Source organism: Leeuwenhoekiella sp. W20_SRS_FM14, from assembly GCF_052119605.1.
Lineage (GTDB): Bacteria > Bacteroidota > Bacteroidia > Flavobacteriales > Flavobacteriaceae > Leeuwenhoekiella.
Map to the genome: position 1 here is coordinate 314511 of NZ_JBGQOK010000003.1, position 13500 is coordinate 328010.

Annotated in this window: 25 protein-coding genes; all 25 read right to left on the reverse strand. The window is 37.5% G+C overall.

What is annotated here, in order from left to right; translation table 11 throughout:
- Nucleotides 1-2: 2 nt before the first annotated feature.
- The 25 genes from infA to rpsG all read right to left on the reverse strand — a co-directional run bounded on the left by infA (nucleotide 3) and on the right by rpsG (nucleotide 13498).
- A complete protein-coding gene (gene infA / locus ACEN25_RS07560; RefSeq protein WP_028376332.1) occupies nucleotides 3-218 on the reverse strand; it encodes a translation initiation factor IF-1 in 216 nt (71 codons plus the stop codon).
- Nucleotides 218-1555, reverse strand: a complete 1338-nt coding sequence (secY, locus tag ACEN25_RS07565; RefSeq protein ID WP_028376333.1) for a preprotein translocase subunit SecY — start codon at nucleotides 1553-1555, stop codon at nucleotides 218-220. Before secY ends, infA begins: the two co-directional genes overlap by 1 nt.
- An 11-nt stretch (nucleotides 1556-1566) precedes the next feature.
- Nucleotides 1567-2019 carry a 50S ribosomal protein L15 gene (rplO, locus tag ACEN25_RS07570; RefSeq protein WP_028376334.1) on the reverse strand — a complete coding sequence of 151 codons (453 nt, stop codon included), beginning with the start codon at nucleotides 2017-2019 and terminating at the stop codon, nucleotides 1567-1569.
- Nucleotides 2020-2033: 14 nt separating this feature from the next.
- Entirely contained in the window at nucleotides 2034-2213 is a 180-nt protein-coding gene (rpmD, locus tag ACEN25_RS07575; protein WP_441802389.1) for a 50S ribosomal protein L30, read from the reverse strand.
- A gap of 10 nt (nucleotides 2214-2223) precedes the next feature.
- The gene (gene rpsE / locus ACEN25_RS07580; protein WP_028376336.1) at nucleotides 2224-2748 is read right to left on the reverse strand and encodes a 30S ribosomal protein S5; all 525 of its coding nucleotides are present in this window, start codon (nucleotides 2746-2748) and stop codon (nucleotides 2224-2226) included.
- A 6-nt stretch (nucleotides 2749-2754) separates the two neighbouring features.
- Nucleotides 2755-3111 (reverse strand): 50S ribosomal protein L18, encoded by a 357-nt coding sequence (gene rplR / locus ACEN25_RS07585; protein ID WP_028376337.1) that lies wholly within the window; start codon nucleotides 3109-3111, stop codon nucleotides 2755-2757.
- A gap of 12 nt (nucleotides 3112-3123) precedes the next feature.
- Nucleotides 3124-3666 (reverse strand): 50S ribosomal protein L6, encoded by a 543-nt coding sequence (gene rplF, locus ACEN25_RS07590; protein ID WP_441802390.1) that lies wholly within the window; start codon nucleotides 3664-3666, stop codon nucleotides 3124-3126.
- Nucleotides 3667-3686: 20 nt separating this feature from the next.
- On the reverse strand, nucleotides 3687-4085 hold the full coding sequence (gene rpsH, locus ACEN25_RS07595; RefSeq protein WP_441802391.1) for a 30S ribosomal protein S8: 399 nt from the start codon (nucleotides 4083-4085) through the stop codon (nucleotides 3687-3689).
- 74 nt (nucleotides 4086-4159) lie between these two features.
- Nucleotides 4160-4429 carry a 30S ribosomal protein S14 gene (rpsN, locus tag ACEN25_RS07600; protein ID WP_441802392.1) on the reverse strand — a complete coding sequence of 90 codons (270 nt, stop codon included), beginning with the start codon at nucleotides 4427-4429 and terminating at the stop codon, nucleotides 4160-4162.
- Nucleotides 4430-4431: 2 nt separating this feature from the next.
- Nucleotides 4432-4983: a 50S ribosomal protein L5 gene (gene rplE / locus ACEN25_RS07605; protein ID WP_028376341.1), complete on the reverse strand. Its 552-nt coding sequence runs from the start codon at nucleotides 4981-4983 to the stop codon at nucleotides 4432-4434.
- Between the two features lie 2 nt (nucleotides 4984-4985).
- Nucleotides 4986-5297, reverse strand: a complete 312-nt coding sequence (gene rplX / locus ACEN25_RS07610) for a 50S ribosomal protein L24 (protein ID WP_441802393.1) — start codon at nucleotides 5295-5297, stop codon at nucleotides 4986-4988.
- A gap of 12 nt (nucleotides 5298-5309) precedes the next feature.
- A complete protein-coding gene (gene rplN, locus ACEN25_RS07615; RefSeq protein ID WP_028376343.1) occupies nucleotides 5310-5678 on the reverse strand; it encodes a 50S ribosomal protein L14 in 369 nt (122 codons plus the stop codon).
- Nucleotides 5679-5680: 2 nt separating this feature from the next.
- Complete coding sequence (rpsQ, locus tag ACEN25_RS07620) at nucleotides 5681-5938, reverse strand: 30S ribosomal protein S17 (protein ID WP_028376344.1); 258 nt, start codon at nucleotides 5936-5938, stop codon at nucleotides 5681-5683.
- 11 nt (nucleotides 5939-5949) lie between these two features.
- The gene (rpmC, locus tag ACEN25_RS07625) at nucleotides 5950-6141 is read right to left on the reverse strand and encodes a 50S ribosomal protein L29 (RefSeq protein ID WP_028376345.1); all 192 of its coding nucleotides are present in this window, start codon (nucleotides 6139-6141) and stop codon (nucleotides 5950-5952) included.
- Nucleotides 6142-6152: 11 nt separating this feature from the next.
- Nucleotides 6153-6575 (reverse strand): 50S ribosomal protein L16, encoded by a 423-nt coding sequence (gene rplP / locus ACEN25_RS07630; RefSeq protein ID WP_028376346.1) that lies wholly within the window; start codon nucleotides 6573-6575, stop codon nucleotides 6153-6155.
- Between the two features lie 19 nt (nucleotides 6576-6594).
- Nucleotides 6595-7314, reverse strand: coding sequence for a 30S ribosomal protein S3 (gene rpsC, locus ACEN25_RS07635; RefSeq protein WP_028376347.1), 720 nt, complete (start codon nucleotides 7312-7314; stop codon nucleotides 6595-6597).
- Nucleotides 7315-7317: 3 nt separating this feature from the next.
- Complete coding sequence (gene rplV / locus ACEN25_RS07640) at nucleotides 7318-7728, reverse strand: 50S ribosomal protein L22 (protein WP_441802394.1); 411 nt, start codon at nucleotides 7726-7728, stop codon at nucleotides 7318-7320.
- Between the two features lie 8 nt (nucleotides 7729-7736).
- Complete coding sequence (rpsS, locus tag ACEN25_RS07645) at nucleotides 7737-8015, reverse strand: 30S ribosomal protein S19 (protein WP_028376349.1); 279 nt, start codon at nucleotides 8013-8015, stop codon at nucleotides 7737-7739.
- Nucleotides 8016-8021: 6 nt separating this feature from the next.
- The gene (rplB, locus tag ACEN25_RS07650; RefSeq protein ID WP_128757665.1) at nucleotides 8022-8846 is read right to left on the reverse strand and encodes a 50S ribosomal protein L2; all 825 of its coding nucleotides are present in this window, start codon (nucleotides 8844-8846) and stop codon (nucleotides 8022-8024) included.
- A 9-nt stretch (nucleotides 8847-8855) separates the two neighbouring features.
- On the reverse strand, nucleotides 8856-9146 hold the full coding sequence (gene rplW / locus ACEN25_RS07655) for a 50S ribosomal protein L23 (RefSeq protein ID WP_028376351.1): 291 nt from the start codon (nucleotides 9144-9146) through the stop codon (nucleotides 8856-8858).
- Nucleotides 9147-9151: 5 nt separating this feature from the next.
- On the reverse strand, nucleotides 9152-9781 hold the full coding sequence (gene rplD / locus ACEN25_RS07660) for a 50S ribosomal protein L4 (protein ID WP_028376352.1): 630 nt from the start codon (nucleotides 9779-9781) through the stop codon (nucleotides 9152-9154).
- On the reverse strand, nucleotides 9781-10392 hold the full coding sequence (gene rplC, locus ACEN25_RS07665; protein WP_028376353.1) for a 50S ribosomal protein L3: 612 nt from the start codon (nucleotides 10390-10392) through the stop codon (nucleotides 9781-9783). Before rplC ends, rplD begins: the two co-directional genes overlap by 1 nt.
- A gap of 175 nt (nucleotides 10393-10567) precedes the next feature.
- A complete protein-coding gene (rpsJ, locus tag ACEN25_RS07670) occupies nucleotides 10568-10873 on the reverse strand; it encodes a 30S ribosomal protein S10 (protein ID WP_009779180.1) in 306 nt (101 codons plus the stop codon).
- A gap of 10 nt (nucleotides 10874-10883) precedes the next feature.
- The gene (fusA, locus tag ACEN25_RS07675) at nucleotides 10884-13016 is read right to left on the reverse strand and encodes an elongation factor G (protein WP_441802395.1); all 2133 of its coding nucleotides are present in this window, start codon (nucleotides 13014-13016) and stop codon (nucleotides 10884-10886) included.
- Between the two features lie 5 nt (nucleotides 13017-13021).
- Entirely contained in the window at nucleotides 13022-13498 is a 477-nt protein-coding gene (rpsG, locus tag ACEN25_RS07680; RefSeq protein ID WP_028376355.1) for a 30S ribosomal protein S7, read from the reverse strand.
- Nucleotides 13499-13500 lie beyond the last annotated feature (2 nt).

Below are 13500 nucleotides of genomic sequence, written 5' to 3' on the forward strand. Positions count from 1 at the left end.
GTCTAGTATCTATAAGTTATACGAGCCTTTGATAAATCGTATGGGCTCATTTCTAGTTTTACTTTATCTCCAGGTAATAATTTAATATAATGCATACGCATCTTACCTGAGATATGCGCAGTCACAATGTGACCATTTTCGAGTTCTACTCTAAACATTGCGTTAGACAATGCTTCAATTATTGAACCGTCTTGTTCTATTGCTTGTTGTTTTGCCATTATGCTACTGCTTTTCGATTTTTACCTGACTTCATTAAGCCATCGTAATGTCTATTTAGTAAATAAGAATTTACTTGTTGCATAGTATCTATTGCTACACCTACAAGAATAAGCAAAGAAGTACCACCATAAAAAAGTGCCCAACCTTGTTGCATTCCTAAAACACTTACAGCAACCGCAGGAAAAACAGCAATCAATGCTAAAAATATTGATCCGGGTAGCGTAATCTGAGACATAATTCTGTCTAAATATTCAGAAGTCTCTGTACCTGGTCGAATACCTGCTATAAAACCACCACTTCTTTTTAAATCATCTGCCATTTTATTAGTAGGCACCGTGATTGCAGTATAGAAGTAAGTAAAAATTATAATTAATAATGCAAAAACAAAGTTGTACCAAAAACCAAATATATTAGTGAATTCAGCAGCAACTGATTGTGCAGTGGTAGATTCTGATAAACCAATAACGGCACCAGGAATAAACATAATTGCCTGAGCAAATATGATAGGCATAACACCAGAAGCGTTAAGCTTTAATGGAATGTATTGTCTACTTCCAAAAACATTACGTTCATAACTCCCACTTGCAGTTCTACGTGCATATTGCACCGGTATTTGTCTAACTGCCATTACAAGTAATACAGATAGAAGAATTATAACAAACCAGATTACAAGTTCAATTAAAATCATAATTAAACCTCCATTAGATTCAGAAACTCTTGAAATCCACTCCTGAATAAATGATTGAGGTAATCTTGCTATAATACCCACCATAATTAATAGTGAAATACCATTACCTATACCTTTATCAGTTATTTTCTCACCTAACCACATTGCAAATACACAACCTGTAGTCAAAATAATAACTGAAGAAATAATGAAAGTAACATTACTTCCCATAACAAAAGCATCAGCAGGAAGTATATTAAACAAGTTGGTTATATAACCAGGTCCTTGAATAAGAGTAATTGCAATAGTTAACCAACGTGTAATTTGGTTAATCTTACGACGACCACTTTCTCCTTCTTTTTGTAGCTTCTGTAAATAAGGTACAGCAATACCCATAAGCTGCACAACAATAGATGCAGAAATATAAGGCATAATACCTAAAGCAAATACAGAGGCATTTGAAAATGCCCCTCCTGTAAATGCATTTAGTAACCCAAGTAAACCTCCGTCTGTCTGAGCAGACAAGTTGGCTAATTGAGATGCATCAATACCTGGAAGAACTATTTGAGCCCCAAAACGGTATACTAATAGTAAACCAAGGGTTAGAAGAATGCGATTCTTCAACTCTTCTATTTTCCAGATATTCTTAATCGTTTCTATAGCCTTCATACTAAATAATGTTATAAAGTTACTGCTTCTCCGCCTGCTGCTTCTATAGCTTTTTGTGCTGAGGCTGTAAATTTATGAACACTAATCTTCAATTTGGCTTTTAGCTCTCCACGACCTAAAATTTTAACTAAGTCATTTTTACCTACTAATCTGTTCTGAACCAAAACATCAATAGTAACTTCGTCCTGGATTCTTCCAGCGTCAACATACTCTTGTAAAGTATCAAGGTTTACACCTGAGAATTCCTTACGGTTTACATTAGTAAAACCAAATTTAGGAACACGTCTTTGAAGTGGCATCTGACCACCTTCAAAACCTACTTTCTTAGAATATCCTGATCGTGACTTCGCACCTTTGTGCCCACGGCCAGCGGTTCCGCCATTTCCTGTAGCTTCACCACGACCTCGCCTGCTGTCGTTCTTTTTTACCGAGCCTGCTGCCGGTTTTAGATTGTTTAAACCCATTTCTCTAATAATGTTTAAGCTTCCTCTACAGAAACTAAATGACTTACTTTATTTATCATACCAAGTATATTAGGAGTATTTTCATGCTCCACTACCTGATTCATTCTTTTAAGACCTAAAGCCTCAAGAGTTCTCTTCTGGTTTTGTGTACGATTAATCGCACTTTTAACCTTAGTTACTTTTATTTTTGCCATTGTCTTAAAATTATCCTTTGAAAACTTTATCAAGAGATATACCTCTTTGTTTAGCTACGGTTTCTGCACTTCTTAACTGTAAAAGTGCGTCAAAGGTAGCCTTTACCACGTTATGTGGGTTAGAAGATCCTTGATTTTTAGAAAGTACATCGTGAATACCTACTGCTTCAAGTACTGAACGAATCGCACCACCGGCAATTACTCCTGTACCAGGAGCTGCAGGCATAAGTAGCACTCGCGCTCCACCATATTTACCTTTTTGCTCGTGTGGTATAGTACTTTTACTAAGTGGTATACGTACTAGGTTCTTTTTAGCATCTTCGACTGCCTTAGCTATTGCACTGGCAACATCTTTAGATTTACCAAGACCTTGACCTACTACACCACTTTCATCACCAACTACAACAATAGCAGAAAAACCAAAAGCTCTACCACCCTTTGTTACCTTAGTAACACGTTGAACACCTACTAAACGGTCTTTAAGATCTAATCCGCTTGGTTTTACTAACTCTACGTTTTTATATTTTTGATACATAACTTCTTAGAATTTTAATCCGCCTTCTCGGGCTCCTTCTGCTAATTGTTTTACTCTACCATGATACAGGTAACCTCCACGGTCAAATGCTACCGCTTCTACACCTGCCTCTTTAGCCTTCTCTGCAATTGCCTTACCAACTAGCTTAGCGATTTCTGCTTTATTTTCTTCAGATGAAGAAAATCCTTTATCACGAGATGATGCTGCAGTTATAGTTTTACCCGTAGTATCATCAATGATCTGCGCGTAAATCTCTTTATTACTTCTATATACAGAAAGTCTTGGACGTTCTGCAGTACCCACAAGAGCCTTACGGATTCTGAGACGTATTTTGTTTCTTCTAGTGTATTTTGAAAATGCCATAACGCTATTTTATTATGCAGATTTACCTGCTTTTCTTCTTAATTGCTCTCCTACAAATTTGATACCTTTTCCTTTGTAAGGCTCTGGCTTACGGAAGCCTCTAATCTTCGCTGCAACTTGACCTACTAATTGTTTGTCAAATGAAGTAAGCTTTACGATTGGATTCTTACCTTTATCGCTTACTGTTTCAACAGTAACCTCTGGCGCAACTTCCAAAACAATATTGTGTGAATAACCTAAAGCCAAATCTAATTTCTGACCTTGGTTACTAGCTCTATAACCTACACCTACTAACTCTAGGGATTTAGTGAAACCATTAGCTACACCTTCAATCATGTTTGCTATTAAAGCACGGTATAAACCATGTTTTGCCTTATCCTCTTTTTTATCGGAAGAACGCTCCAGGGTGATTACACCCTCTTCAATTTTTATATCTATGTTAGAATACTCTTGCTTAAGCTCTCCTAACTTTCCTTTTACAGTAATTATACCATCTGTTACATCAACAGTAACACCAGCTGGTATTGTAATTGGGTTTTTTCCTATTCTTGACATTGCTCTGTTCTTTTAACTGATTAATATACGTAGCAAAGTACTTCTCCTCCTACATTCTCCTGTTGAGCCTGCTTTCCTGTCATTACTCCTTTTGAAGTAGATACAATAGAGATACCTAAACCATTAAGAATACGTGGCACTTCTTTAGAAGAAGAATATTTACGTAAACCTGGCTTACTTATTCTCTGAATGTCCTTGATAACAGAGTCCTTAGTCTCTTTATCGTACTTCAAAGCAATCTTAATGCTGCCTTGAGCGGTTTTTTGTTCAAATTTGTAACTTAAAATATAACCTTGATCAAATAAGATCTTGGTTATTTCTTTTTTCAAGTTAGAAGCAGGAATCTCCACAACTCGGTGGTTTGCTGCTGCTGCGTTTCTAATCCTAGTTAGAAAATCTGCAATAGTATCTGTATACATTTATATAAAATTGCGGTTTTGGTTTTTTATTATGAACTATTCAAAATAAAACCTAAAACCAATTTATTCTTAATTTACCAGCTTGCTTTTTTAACACCTGGTATAAGACCTTGATTAGCCATTTCACGGAAAGTTACACGTGAAAGACCAAAAGTTCTCATATACCCCTTAGGACGTCCTGTTATTTTACAACGATTATGTTGACGAACAGGAGATGAATTTTTAGGCAGCTTTTGCAATGCATCATAATCACCAGCTTCTTTTAAAGCCTTTCTTTTTTCTGCATATTTGGCTGCAAGTTTCTCACGCTTTCTCTCGCGAGCTTTCATTGATTCCTTTGCCATAATTACTTCTTTTTAAAGGGCATTCCCAATTGAGTTAATAATGCTTTTGCTTCTTTATCCGTTTCCGCAGAAGTTTCAAAGGTAACATTCATACCTTCAATTTTACGAACTTTATCGATATCAATTTCAGGAAATATTATTTGCTCTGTAATACCTAAGCTGTAGTTACCACGACCGTCAAATCCTGTTGCGTTAATACCGTTAAAATCTCTTACTCGAGGTAGTGCAGATGTAATTAAACGATCTAAGAACTCATACATGCGCTCACCGCGTAATGTAACTTTTGCTCCAATAGGCATACCCTTACGTAATTTAAAAGCAGCAACATCTTTTTTAGACATTGTTGCCACTGCTTTTTGACCAGCAATTGTTGTTAATTCTTCTACAGAATAATCAATCAATTTTTTATCAGCTACAGCCGCACCTACTCCTCTAGAGATTACGATCTTTTTCAATTTAGGAACCTGCATAACATTTGCATACCCAAATTCTTCTTTTAGAGCCGCAATTACACGCTCATTATATTCCGTCTTTAGTCTTGAAATGTAAGCCATAACTAAATTACTTCATTTGATTTTTTAGAAAAACGCACTTTCTTATCACCTTCCATACGGTAACCTACACGAGTAGCATCACCATTACCATCTACAAGAGATAGATTTGAAATATGTAGAGCTGCCTCTTTCTTTGCAATACCACCTTGAGGATTTGAAGCACTTGGCTTCTCGTGTTTAGACACTAAATTAACCCCTTCAACGATTGCTTTGTTCTTATCTTTAATAACGCGCTGTACTTTACCTTCCTCACCTTTGTGGTCTCCAGCAATAACTCGTACGGTATCTCCAACTTTTATTTTAAGCTTTGTCATCTTACTTCTGTATTAAAGCACCTCTGGCGCTAATGATACAATCTTCATGAATTGCTTATCACGAAGCTCTCTCGCTACAGGACCAAATACACGAGTTCCGCGCATTTCTCCTTGAGCATTTAACAACACACAAGCGTTATCATCAAAACGGATATATGACCCATCTGGACGACGTACTTCTTTGCGTGTACGCACAACAACTGCAGTAGAAACGGCACCTTTCTTTACTTGACCGTTTGGAGTTGCATCTTTTACAGAAACAACTATTTTATCACCTACAGAAGCATATCTTCTTTTTGTACCACCTAACACTCTAATCGTCAAAACTTCTTTTGCACCAGTGTTATCAGCTACTCTTAATCTTGATTCTTGTTGTAACATAATTACTTAGCTCTTTCAATGATTTCTACAAGTCTCCAACTTTTAGATTTACTTAAAGGTCTAGTTTCCATAATCCTTACTGTATCTCCTATATTGCAGTCGTTTTGCTCGTCGTGTGCTACGTACTTTTTCGTTTTTAAAACGAATTTACCATACATAGGGTGTTTTACCTTTTTAACTTCAGCAACCACAATTGATTTCTGCATTTTATTGCTGGTAACAACACCTATACGTTCTTTTCTTAAATTTCTTTTTTCCATCTTAAGCAGCATTATTGTAATTCGCGTTTTGTCAGCTCAGTAGCAATACGTGCTACAGATCTTCTTAGACCTCTAAGCTGAATGGGATTTTCCAAAGGAGAAATAGCATGTGCCATTTTTAAATCGGTATAAGCTCTTTTCGCTTTTACTAACTCTTCCTGTAATTCTGCTACAGATAGTTCTTTTACTTCTGATTGTTTCATTTTTCTAGAATTTAGTCAGCTTGATAATCCCTAGCTACTACATATTTTGTTTTAACCGGAAGCTTTTGTGCCGCTAAACGTAATGCTTCACGAGCCACCGGCTCAGAAACACCACCTATTTCAAACAACATTCTACCTGGCTTAACTACAGCTGCCCAGTACTCAACAGCACCTTTACCTTTACCCATACGTACTTCCAAGGGCTTCTTTGTAATAGGCTTGTCTGGAAATATTCTGATCCATAAAGATCCTTCACGTTTCATAAAACGTGTTGCAGCAATACGTGCAGCTTCTATTTGTCTTGACGTAAGAAAATTAGAGTCTAATGATTTGATACCAAAAGTACCATTAGAAAGTAAATGCCCTCTACCGGCATTACCCTTCATTCTACCCTTCTGTTGCTTACGAAACTTTGTCTTTTTAGGCTGTAACATCTCTCTTTACTTTAAAAAATTACTTTCTACGGCGTGGTTTTGGTGCTCCAGCCCCACGACCGGCCTTTCCTCCTTGCTTCTTAGCAAGTCCTACTAAAGGAGATAATTCTCTCTTTCCGTAAACCTCACCTTTCATGATCCATACTTTGATACCCAATCTACCATAAGTAGTATGAGCCTCTACCAAAGCGTAATCAATATCAGCTCTGAATGTTGATAATGGAATACGACCTTCTTTATAAGATTCAGAACGAGCCATCTCTGCCCCGTTTAAACGACCTGAGATCTGTATTTTGATACCTTCTGCATTCATACGTATTGCAGCCGCAATAGCCATCTTCGTTGCACGACGGTAAGATATACGATTCTCAATTTGACGGGCTACTGAGGAAGCAACCAAAAAAGCGTCAAGTTCTGGACGTTTGATCTCAAAAATATTGATCTGAACTTCCTTATCTGTAATTTGTTTAAGTTCTTCTTTCAACTTGTCTACCTCTTGACCACCTTTCCCAATAATAATACCAGGTCTTGCAGTAGTGATAGTAACGGTTACAAGCTTAAGCGTACGCTCAATAATTACTCTAGACACACTAGCCTTAGATAAACGAGCGTGAATGTACTTTCTAATCTTATCGTCTTCGGCGAGTTTATCACCGTAGTCGTTACCACCGTACCAGTTAGATTCCCATCCTCTGATAATACCTAGGCGATTTCCGATTGGATTTGTCTTCTGTCCCATTTATTATTTGCTTTGTGTGTTATCTTTAGCAGCAAGTACCACAGTCACGTGATTGCTACGTTTTCTAATTCTATGTGCGCGACCTTGTGGTGCAGGACGTAGTCTTTTTAACATACTTCCACCATCCACTCGAATCTCCTTAACAACTAAATCTGCATCTTCAATACTTGCATCTTCGTTTTTCTCTTGCCAGTTTGCAATGGCAGAAAGAACTAACTTTTCAACACGACGAGAAGCTTCTTTATTACTAAATTTCAATATTTGAAGCGCCTTTTCTACTTTCTGACCTCTTACTAAATCCACAACTAAGCGCATTTTACGAGGCGAAGTAGGGCAGTTGTTCAGTTTTGCAAAGGCTACACTTTTCTTAGCCTCTTTTATCTGCTCTGCTCTTTCTTTTTTACGAACTCCCATAGCTTCAATTATTTTTTACCTTTATTTTTTGACCCAGTGTGACCTCTAAAAGATCTTGTAGGTGAAAATTCTCCTAACTTGTGACCAACCATGTTTTCTGTTACGTAAACAGGAACAAATTGACGACCGTTGTGAACTGCTATAGTTTGACCAACAAAATCTGGAGTAATCATTGATGCTCTTGACCAAGTTTTGATTACTGTTTTCTTATTAGCTTCTACATTAGCAGCTACTTTTAGCTCTAATTTATAGTGAACGTAAGGTCCTTTTTTTAATGAACGTGCCATATCTTATTATTTCTTTCTACGTTCTACAATATATTTATTACTCGCTTTCGTCTTAGTACGGGTTCTATAACCTTTAGCAGGTATACCATTTCTAGAACGTGGGTGACCACCTGAAGATTTACCTTCACCACCACCCATTGGGTGATCTACTGGGTTCATCACAACCGGTCTTGTACGAGGACGTCTACCTAACCAACGCTTTCTACCAGCTTTACCAGAAACGATAAGCTGATGATCACTGTTAGATACAGCACCTATAGTAGCCATACAGTTAACAAGTATTAATCTTGTTTCACCTGATGGTAATTTAACAGTAGCAAACTTACCGTCACGAGCCATAAGCTGAGCAAAAGCACCAGCACTACGAGCCATAATAGCTCCCTGACCAGGACGAAGTTCTATACAAGAAATAATTGTACCTAATGGAATATCAGATAATGGCAAAGCATTTCCTATTTCAGGAGCAGAACCACTACCAGAAACTACATTCTGATCTACCTGAAGACCATTAGGAGCAACGATATAACGTTTTTCACCATCTTGATAGTTCAACAAAGCAATAAAAGCAGTACGATTAGGATCATACTCAATTGTTGCTACAGTTGCAGGAACACCTACTTTATTTCTTTTGAAATCAATAACGCGGTAGCGTCTTTTGTGACCACCACCAGTATAGCGCATGGTCATTTTTCCTTGACTGTTTCTCCCCCCAGATCTTTTCATCGGAGCCAAAAGGCTTTTTTCCGGCTTATCAGTAGTAATGGCGTCAAACCCATTTACTACTCTAAATCGCTGTCCTGGGGTGATTGGTTTTAATTTTCTTACTGACATTTGTTTGTCTTAAATGTTATTATAAAAATCAATCACATCACCTTCCGCCACCTGTACAATAGCCTTCTTAAAGCCTTTTGTTTTACCAGTGATCATACCAGATTTTGTAAATTTGGTATTACGATCTGGGCGAACGTTCATTGTTCTCACTTTAATTACCGAAACGCCATAAGCTGCCTCTACGGCATTTTTCACTTGGATCTTATTAGCACCGGGATTTACTTCAAATGTATAACGGCTGTTAAGCTCACTATCCATAGTCGCTTTTTCGGTAATCACGGGTTTTATTAAAATACTCATGTCGTTTACTTACTTAAAGTTTGCTCAATTTCTTCTAGAGACCCTTCTAAAAACACTACATTATGAGCATTCATAATTTTGTAAGTGCTTAATTCTGAACTCATTACAACTTCAGAGGTCTTTAAATTGCGTGACGACAAATATACATTATTATTTGACTCACCCAACACAAACAAAGACTTTTTATTATCTAGGCCTAAAGCCTTTACAACATCAATAAAATCTTTTGTCTTAGGAGTATCAAATTTGAAGTCTTCAACAATTATTATAGCCTTGTCATTTGCTTTTAATGTTAGAGCAGAACGACGCGCTAAACGCTTTAAACCTTTATTCAATTTAAATGAATAATTACGAGGTCTAGGCCCGAACATACGTCCACCACCTCTAAATACACCAGACTTTATACTACCAGCACGAGCTGTACCCGTACCTTTCTGTTTTTTAATCTTACGTGTACTACCTGAGATCTCTGCACGCTCCTTAGCTTTATGCGTCCCCTGTCTTTTGTTAGCCAGGTGCTGCTTTACATCTAAGTAAATAGCGTGATCATTAGGTTCTATTGCAAAAATAGCGTCAGAAAGGTTTGCCTCTCTCCCTATTTCTTTTCCTTTAATATCAACTACTGCTACTTTCATTATCTTTCAATAATTACATAAGCGTTTTTGTGACCAGGTACACAACCTTTAACCACAAGTAGATTCTTTTCAGCAACTACTTTTAAAACTCTTAAATTTTGAACTTTAACTCGCTCATTCCCCATTTGACCAGCCATACGCATACCTTTAAATACACGAGCAGGATAAGAAGCCGCACCAATAGAACCAGGAGCTCTTAATCGGTTATGCTGACCGTGAGTAGATTGACCTACACCACCAAAACCATGACGTTTTACAACACCCTGGAATCCCTTACCTTTAGATGTACCTATGACATCTACAAACTGACCTTCTTTAAAGACATCTACAGATACTGTATCGCCTAAATTGTACTCCCCATCAAAATCTTGAAATTCGACAATTTTACGCTTTGCAACTGTACCCGCTTTCTTGGCATGGCCTTGAGCAGCTTTAGTTGCAGTCTTTGCGTCATCGAAACCTAGCTGAAGAGCACTATACCCATCAACTTCTTCAGTTCTGACTTGGGTAACAACGCAGGGACCTGCTTCTATAACAGTACAAGGAATATTCTTCCCGTTCTCGTCAAAGATGCTGGTCATACCCACTTTTTTTCCAATTAACCCAGACATATTAATTATTATTGATTATTACTATTTTACTTATTTATTTATCGTTTGGCAAACGCCAAAATAAAAACAGGGTCAAAATACTTTCAACCCTGAATGTATTTTTATCCGTTTTTCCCTCGCACGCAGCTTAGGACATTTTGAGAAATTAGGGCTTAAAATCAAAGCCCTAAAATACTTATACTTTAATCTCTACTTCAACACCACTTGGCAATTCAAGCTTCATTAACGCATCAATCGTTTTTGAAGAAGAACTGTAAATATCAAGCAAACGTTTGTAAGAGCTAAGCTCAAACTGCTCACGAGATTTCTTATTCACGTGAGGAGAACGTAATACTGTAAAGATTTTTTTGTGAGTAGGAAGTGGGATTGGCCCAGTCACTACAGCACCGGTACTTTTTACCGTTTTTACGATTTTTTCAGCAGACTTATCTACTAAGTTATGATCGTAAGATTTAAGTTTTATTCTGATTTTCTGACTCATTTCTTAGTAATTAAGCGTTAGCAATTCCTTTAGCCGCTGCAATAACATCCTGCGATACGTTTGCCGGAGTTTCTGCATAGTGTGAAAATTCCATAGTAGAAGTTGCACGACCTGAAGATAAAGTACGTAAAGTAGTTACGTAACCAAACATTTCAGACAATGGCACAGTTGCTTTAACAACTTTTGCTCCTGCACGGTCACCCATACTGGTCATTTGACCACGACGTCTGTTAAGGTCACCCACGATATCACCCATATTCTCTTCTGGAGTGATAACTTCAACCTTCATTATAGGCTCAAGAACTACAGCACCTGCAGCTTTAGCAGAAGCTTTAAATCCTAATTTAGCAGCAAGTTCAAAAGATAATGCATCAGAATCTACAGGGTGGAAAGAACCATCCTTAAGAGTAACTTTCATAGCATCAACTTCAAATCCTGCTAATGGACCGTTAACCATAGCTGCTTTAAATCCTTTTTCAACAGAAGGAATGTATTCTTTAGGAACATTACCACCTTTAACAGCATTAACGAATTCTAAACCAACCTTACCTTCTTCAGCAGGCTCAAGTGTAAATACGATATCAGCAAATTTACCACGACCACCAGATTGTTTTTTATACACCTCTCTGTGATCTGCAGCTCTTGTAATCGCCTCTTTGTATTCAACTTGCGGTTGACCTTGATTAACTTCTACCTTAAACTCACGTCTAAGACGATCAACAATAATATCTAAGTGAAGCTCACCCATACCAGATATAATTGTCTGACCAGAAGCCTCATCAGTACGAACCTGGAATGTTGGATCTTCTTCAGCAAGCTTAGATAAAGCCATACCTAATTTATCAACATCTGCTTTAGTCTTAGGCTCAACAGCGATACCAATTACCGGATCTGGAAAATCCATACTTTCAAGAACGATAGGATGCTTCTCTGAAGTTAAAGTATCCCCTGTTTTAATATCCTTAAAACCTACAGCAGCACCAATGTCACCAGCTTCGATAAAATCAATTGCATTTTGCTTGTTAGCGTGCATCTGGTAAATACGAGAGATACGTTCTTTGTTACCTGAACGATTGTTCAATACATAAGAACCGGCATCTAAACGACCTGAATAAGCACGGAAGAATGCTAAACGTCCCACGAATGGATCTGTAGCAATTTTAAACGCAAGAGCAGCAAAAGGCTCATTTACGTCTGGCTTACGCAATTCTTCTTTTTCTGTATCTGGGTTAACACCTTTAATCCCTTCTTTATCTACTGGAGAAGGTAAATAACGACATACAGCATCTAACAAGAATTGTACACCTTTATTTTTAAAAGCAGAACCACAAATCATAGGAATAATTGACATATCCATTACAGCAGCACGAAGAGCAGCATGCACTTCATCTTCAGTAATAGAGTCTTCATCTTCCATATATTTCTCAAGTAAGTTTTCATCATAAGCAGCCACCTCTTCGATTAGCATACCACGATACATTCTTACTTCTTCTTTCATTTCTTCAGGAATAGCAACAACATCAAAAGTTGCTCCCTGAGTTTCATCATGCCAAACTACAGCACGATTCTTAACCAGGTCAATAATTCCTCTAAAGTCAGCTTCATCACCAATTGGCAAAACGATAGGCACTGCATTAGAACCTAACATCTCTTTAACTTGCTTACAAACTTCTAAGAAGTTAGAACCCTGACGGTCCATTTTATTAACAAAGCCCATACGAGGTACTTTGTAGTTATCAGCAAGTCTCCAGTTAGTTTCAGATTGTGGCTCTACACCATCAACTGCACTAAATAAGAATACTAAACCATCTAGAACACGTAATGAACGGTTAACCTCAACTGTAAAGTCAACGTGACCAGGAGTGTCAATAATATTAAAGTGATAATCTTTAGAATCAGGAAGAGGTTGTGCATTTTCCATCGGAAACTTCCAAGAACAAGTTGTTGCAGCTGAAGTAATAGTAATACCACGCTCCTGCTCTTGCTCCATCCAGTCCATAGTTGCAGCACCATCATGCACCTCACCTATTTTGTGACTAACACCAGTATAATAAAGTATACGCTCTGTAGTCGTGGTTTTACCCGCGTCAATATGAGCCGCAATACCTATATTTCTTGTATATTTTAAATCTCTTTGTGCCATTTTTTTTAGAATCTAAAGTGAGAGAATGCTTTATTCGCTTCCGCCATCTTATGAGTATCTGTACGCTTTTTAACAGCAGCACCTTCTTCTTTAGCAGCAGCTAATACTTCTGCAGCTAATTTAGAAGCCATCGATTTTTCGTTACGCTTACGTGAGTAACTAATCAACCACTTCATCGCAGTTGAAATCTTGCGATCTGGTCTAATTTGCATTGGTATTTGAAATGTAGCTCCACCTACTCTACGGCTACGTACTTCTACGTGAGGCATAACATTAGATAATGCATCTTTCCAAACTTCCAAAGCAGTTTTTTCTTCGTTGTTTTTCTTTTCTTCTACGATATCCATTGCATCGTAAAAGATTTTAAAAGCTACCGACTTCTTACCATCCCACATCATCATGTTCACAAAACGCGTAACAAGTTGATCGTTAAATCTTGGATCTGGTAAAAGAGGTCTCTTTTTGGCCTGTCTTTTTCTCATTT

Coding starts and splice junctions, on each gene's coding strand:
- infA (WP_028376332.1), bottom strand. CDS start 218: ATGGCAAAACAACAAGCAATAGAACAAGACGGTTCAATAATTGAAGCA.
- secY (WP_028376333.1), bottom strand. CDS start 1,555: ATGAAGGCTATAGAAACGATTAAGAATATCTGGAAAATAGAAGAGTTG.
- rplO (WP_028376334.1), bottom strand. CDS start 2,019: ATGGGTTTAAACAATCTAAAACCGGCAGCAGGCTCGGTAAAAAAGAAC.
- rpmD (WP_441802389.1), bottom strand. CDS start 2,213: ATGGCAAAAATAAAAGTAACTAAGGTTAAAAGTGCGATTAATCGTACA.
- rpsE (WP_028376336.1), bottom strand. CDS start 2,748: ATGTATCAAAAATATAAAAACGTAGAGTTAGTAAAACCAAGCGGATTA.
- rplR (WP_028376337.1), bottom strand. CDS start 3,111: ATGGCATTTTCAAAATACACTAGAAGAAACAAAATACGTCTCAGAATC.
- rplF (WP_441802390.1), bottom strand. CDS start 3,666: ATGTCAAGAATAGGAAAAAACCCAATTACAATACCAGCTGGTGTTACT.
- rpsH (WP_441802391.1), bottom strand. CDS start 4,085: ATGTATACAGATACTATTGCAGATTTTCTAACTAGGATTAGAAACGCA.
- rpsN (WP_441802392.1), bottom strand. CDS start 4,429: ATGGCAAAGGAATCAATGAAAGCTCGCGAGAGAAAGCGTGAGAAACTT.
- rplE (WP_028376341.1), bottom strand. CDS start 4,983: ATGGCTTACATTTCAAGACTAAAGACGGAATATAATGAGCGTGTAATT.
- rplX (WP_441802393.1), bottom strand. CDS start 5,297: ATGACAAAGCTTAAAATAAAAGTTGGAGATACCGTACGAGTTATTGCT.
- rplN (WP_028376343.1), bottom strand. CDS start 5,678: ATGTTACAACAAGAATCAAGATTAAGAGTAGCTGATAACACTGGTGCA.
- rpsQ (WP_028376344.1), bottom strand. CDS start 5,938: ATGGAAAAAAGAAATTTAAGAAAAGAACGTATAGGTGTTGTTACCAGC.
- rpmC (WP_028376345.1), bottom strand. CDS start 6,141: ATGAAACAATCAGAAGTAAAAGAACTATCTGTAGCAGAATTACAGGAA.
- rplP (WP_028376346.1), bottom strand. CDS start 6,575: ATGTTACAGCCTAAAAAGACAAAGTTTCGTAAGCAACAGAAGGGTAGA.
- rpsC (WP_028376347.1), bottom strand. CDS start 7,314: ATGGGACAGAAGACAAATCCAATCGGAAATCGCCTAGGTATTATCAGA.
- rplV (WP_441802394.1), bottom strand. CDS start 7,728: ATGGGAGTTCGTAAAAAAGAAAGAGCAGAGCAGATAAAAGAGGCTAAG.
- rpsS (WP_028376349.1), bottom strand. CDS start 8,015: ATGGCACGTTCATTAAAAAAAGGACCTTACGTTCACTATAAATTAGAG.
- rplB (WP_128757665.1), bottom strand. CDS start 8,846: ATGTCAGTAAGAAAATTAAAACCAATCACCCCAGGACAGCGATTTAGA.
- rplW (WP_028376351.1), bottom strand. CDS start 9,146: ATGAGTATTTTAATAAAACCCGTGATTACCGAAAAAGCGACTATGGAT.
- rplD (WP_028376352.1), bottom strand. CDS start 9,781: ATGAAAGTAGCAGTAGTTGATATTAAAGGAAAAGAAATAGGGAGAGAG.
- rplC (WP_028376353.1), bottom strand. CDS start 10,392: ATGTCTGGGTTAATTGGAAAAAAAGTGGGTATGACCAGCATCTTTGAC.
- rpsJ (WP_009779180.1), bottom strand. CDS start 10,873: ATGAGTCAGAAAATCAGAATAAAACTTAAATCTTACGATCATAACTTA.
- fusA (WP_441802395.1), bottom strand. CDS start 13,016: ATGGCACAAAGAGATTTAAAATATACAAGAAATATAGGTATTGCGGCT.
- rpsG (WP_028376355.1), bottom strand. CDS start 13,498: ATGAGAAAAAGACAGGCCAAAAAGAGACCTCTTTTACCAGATCCAAGA.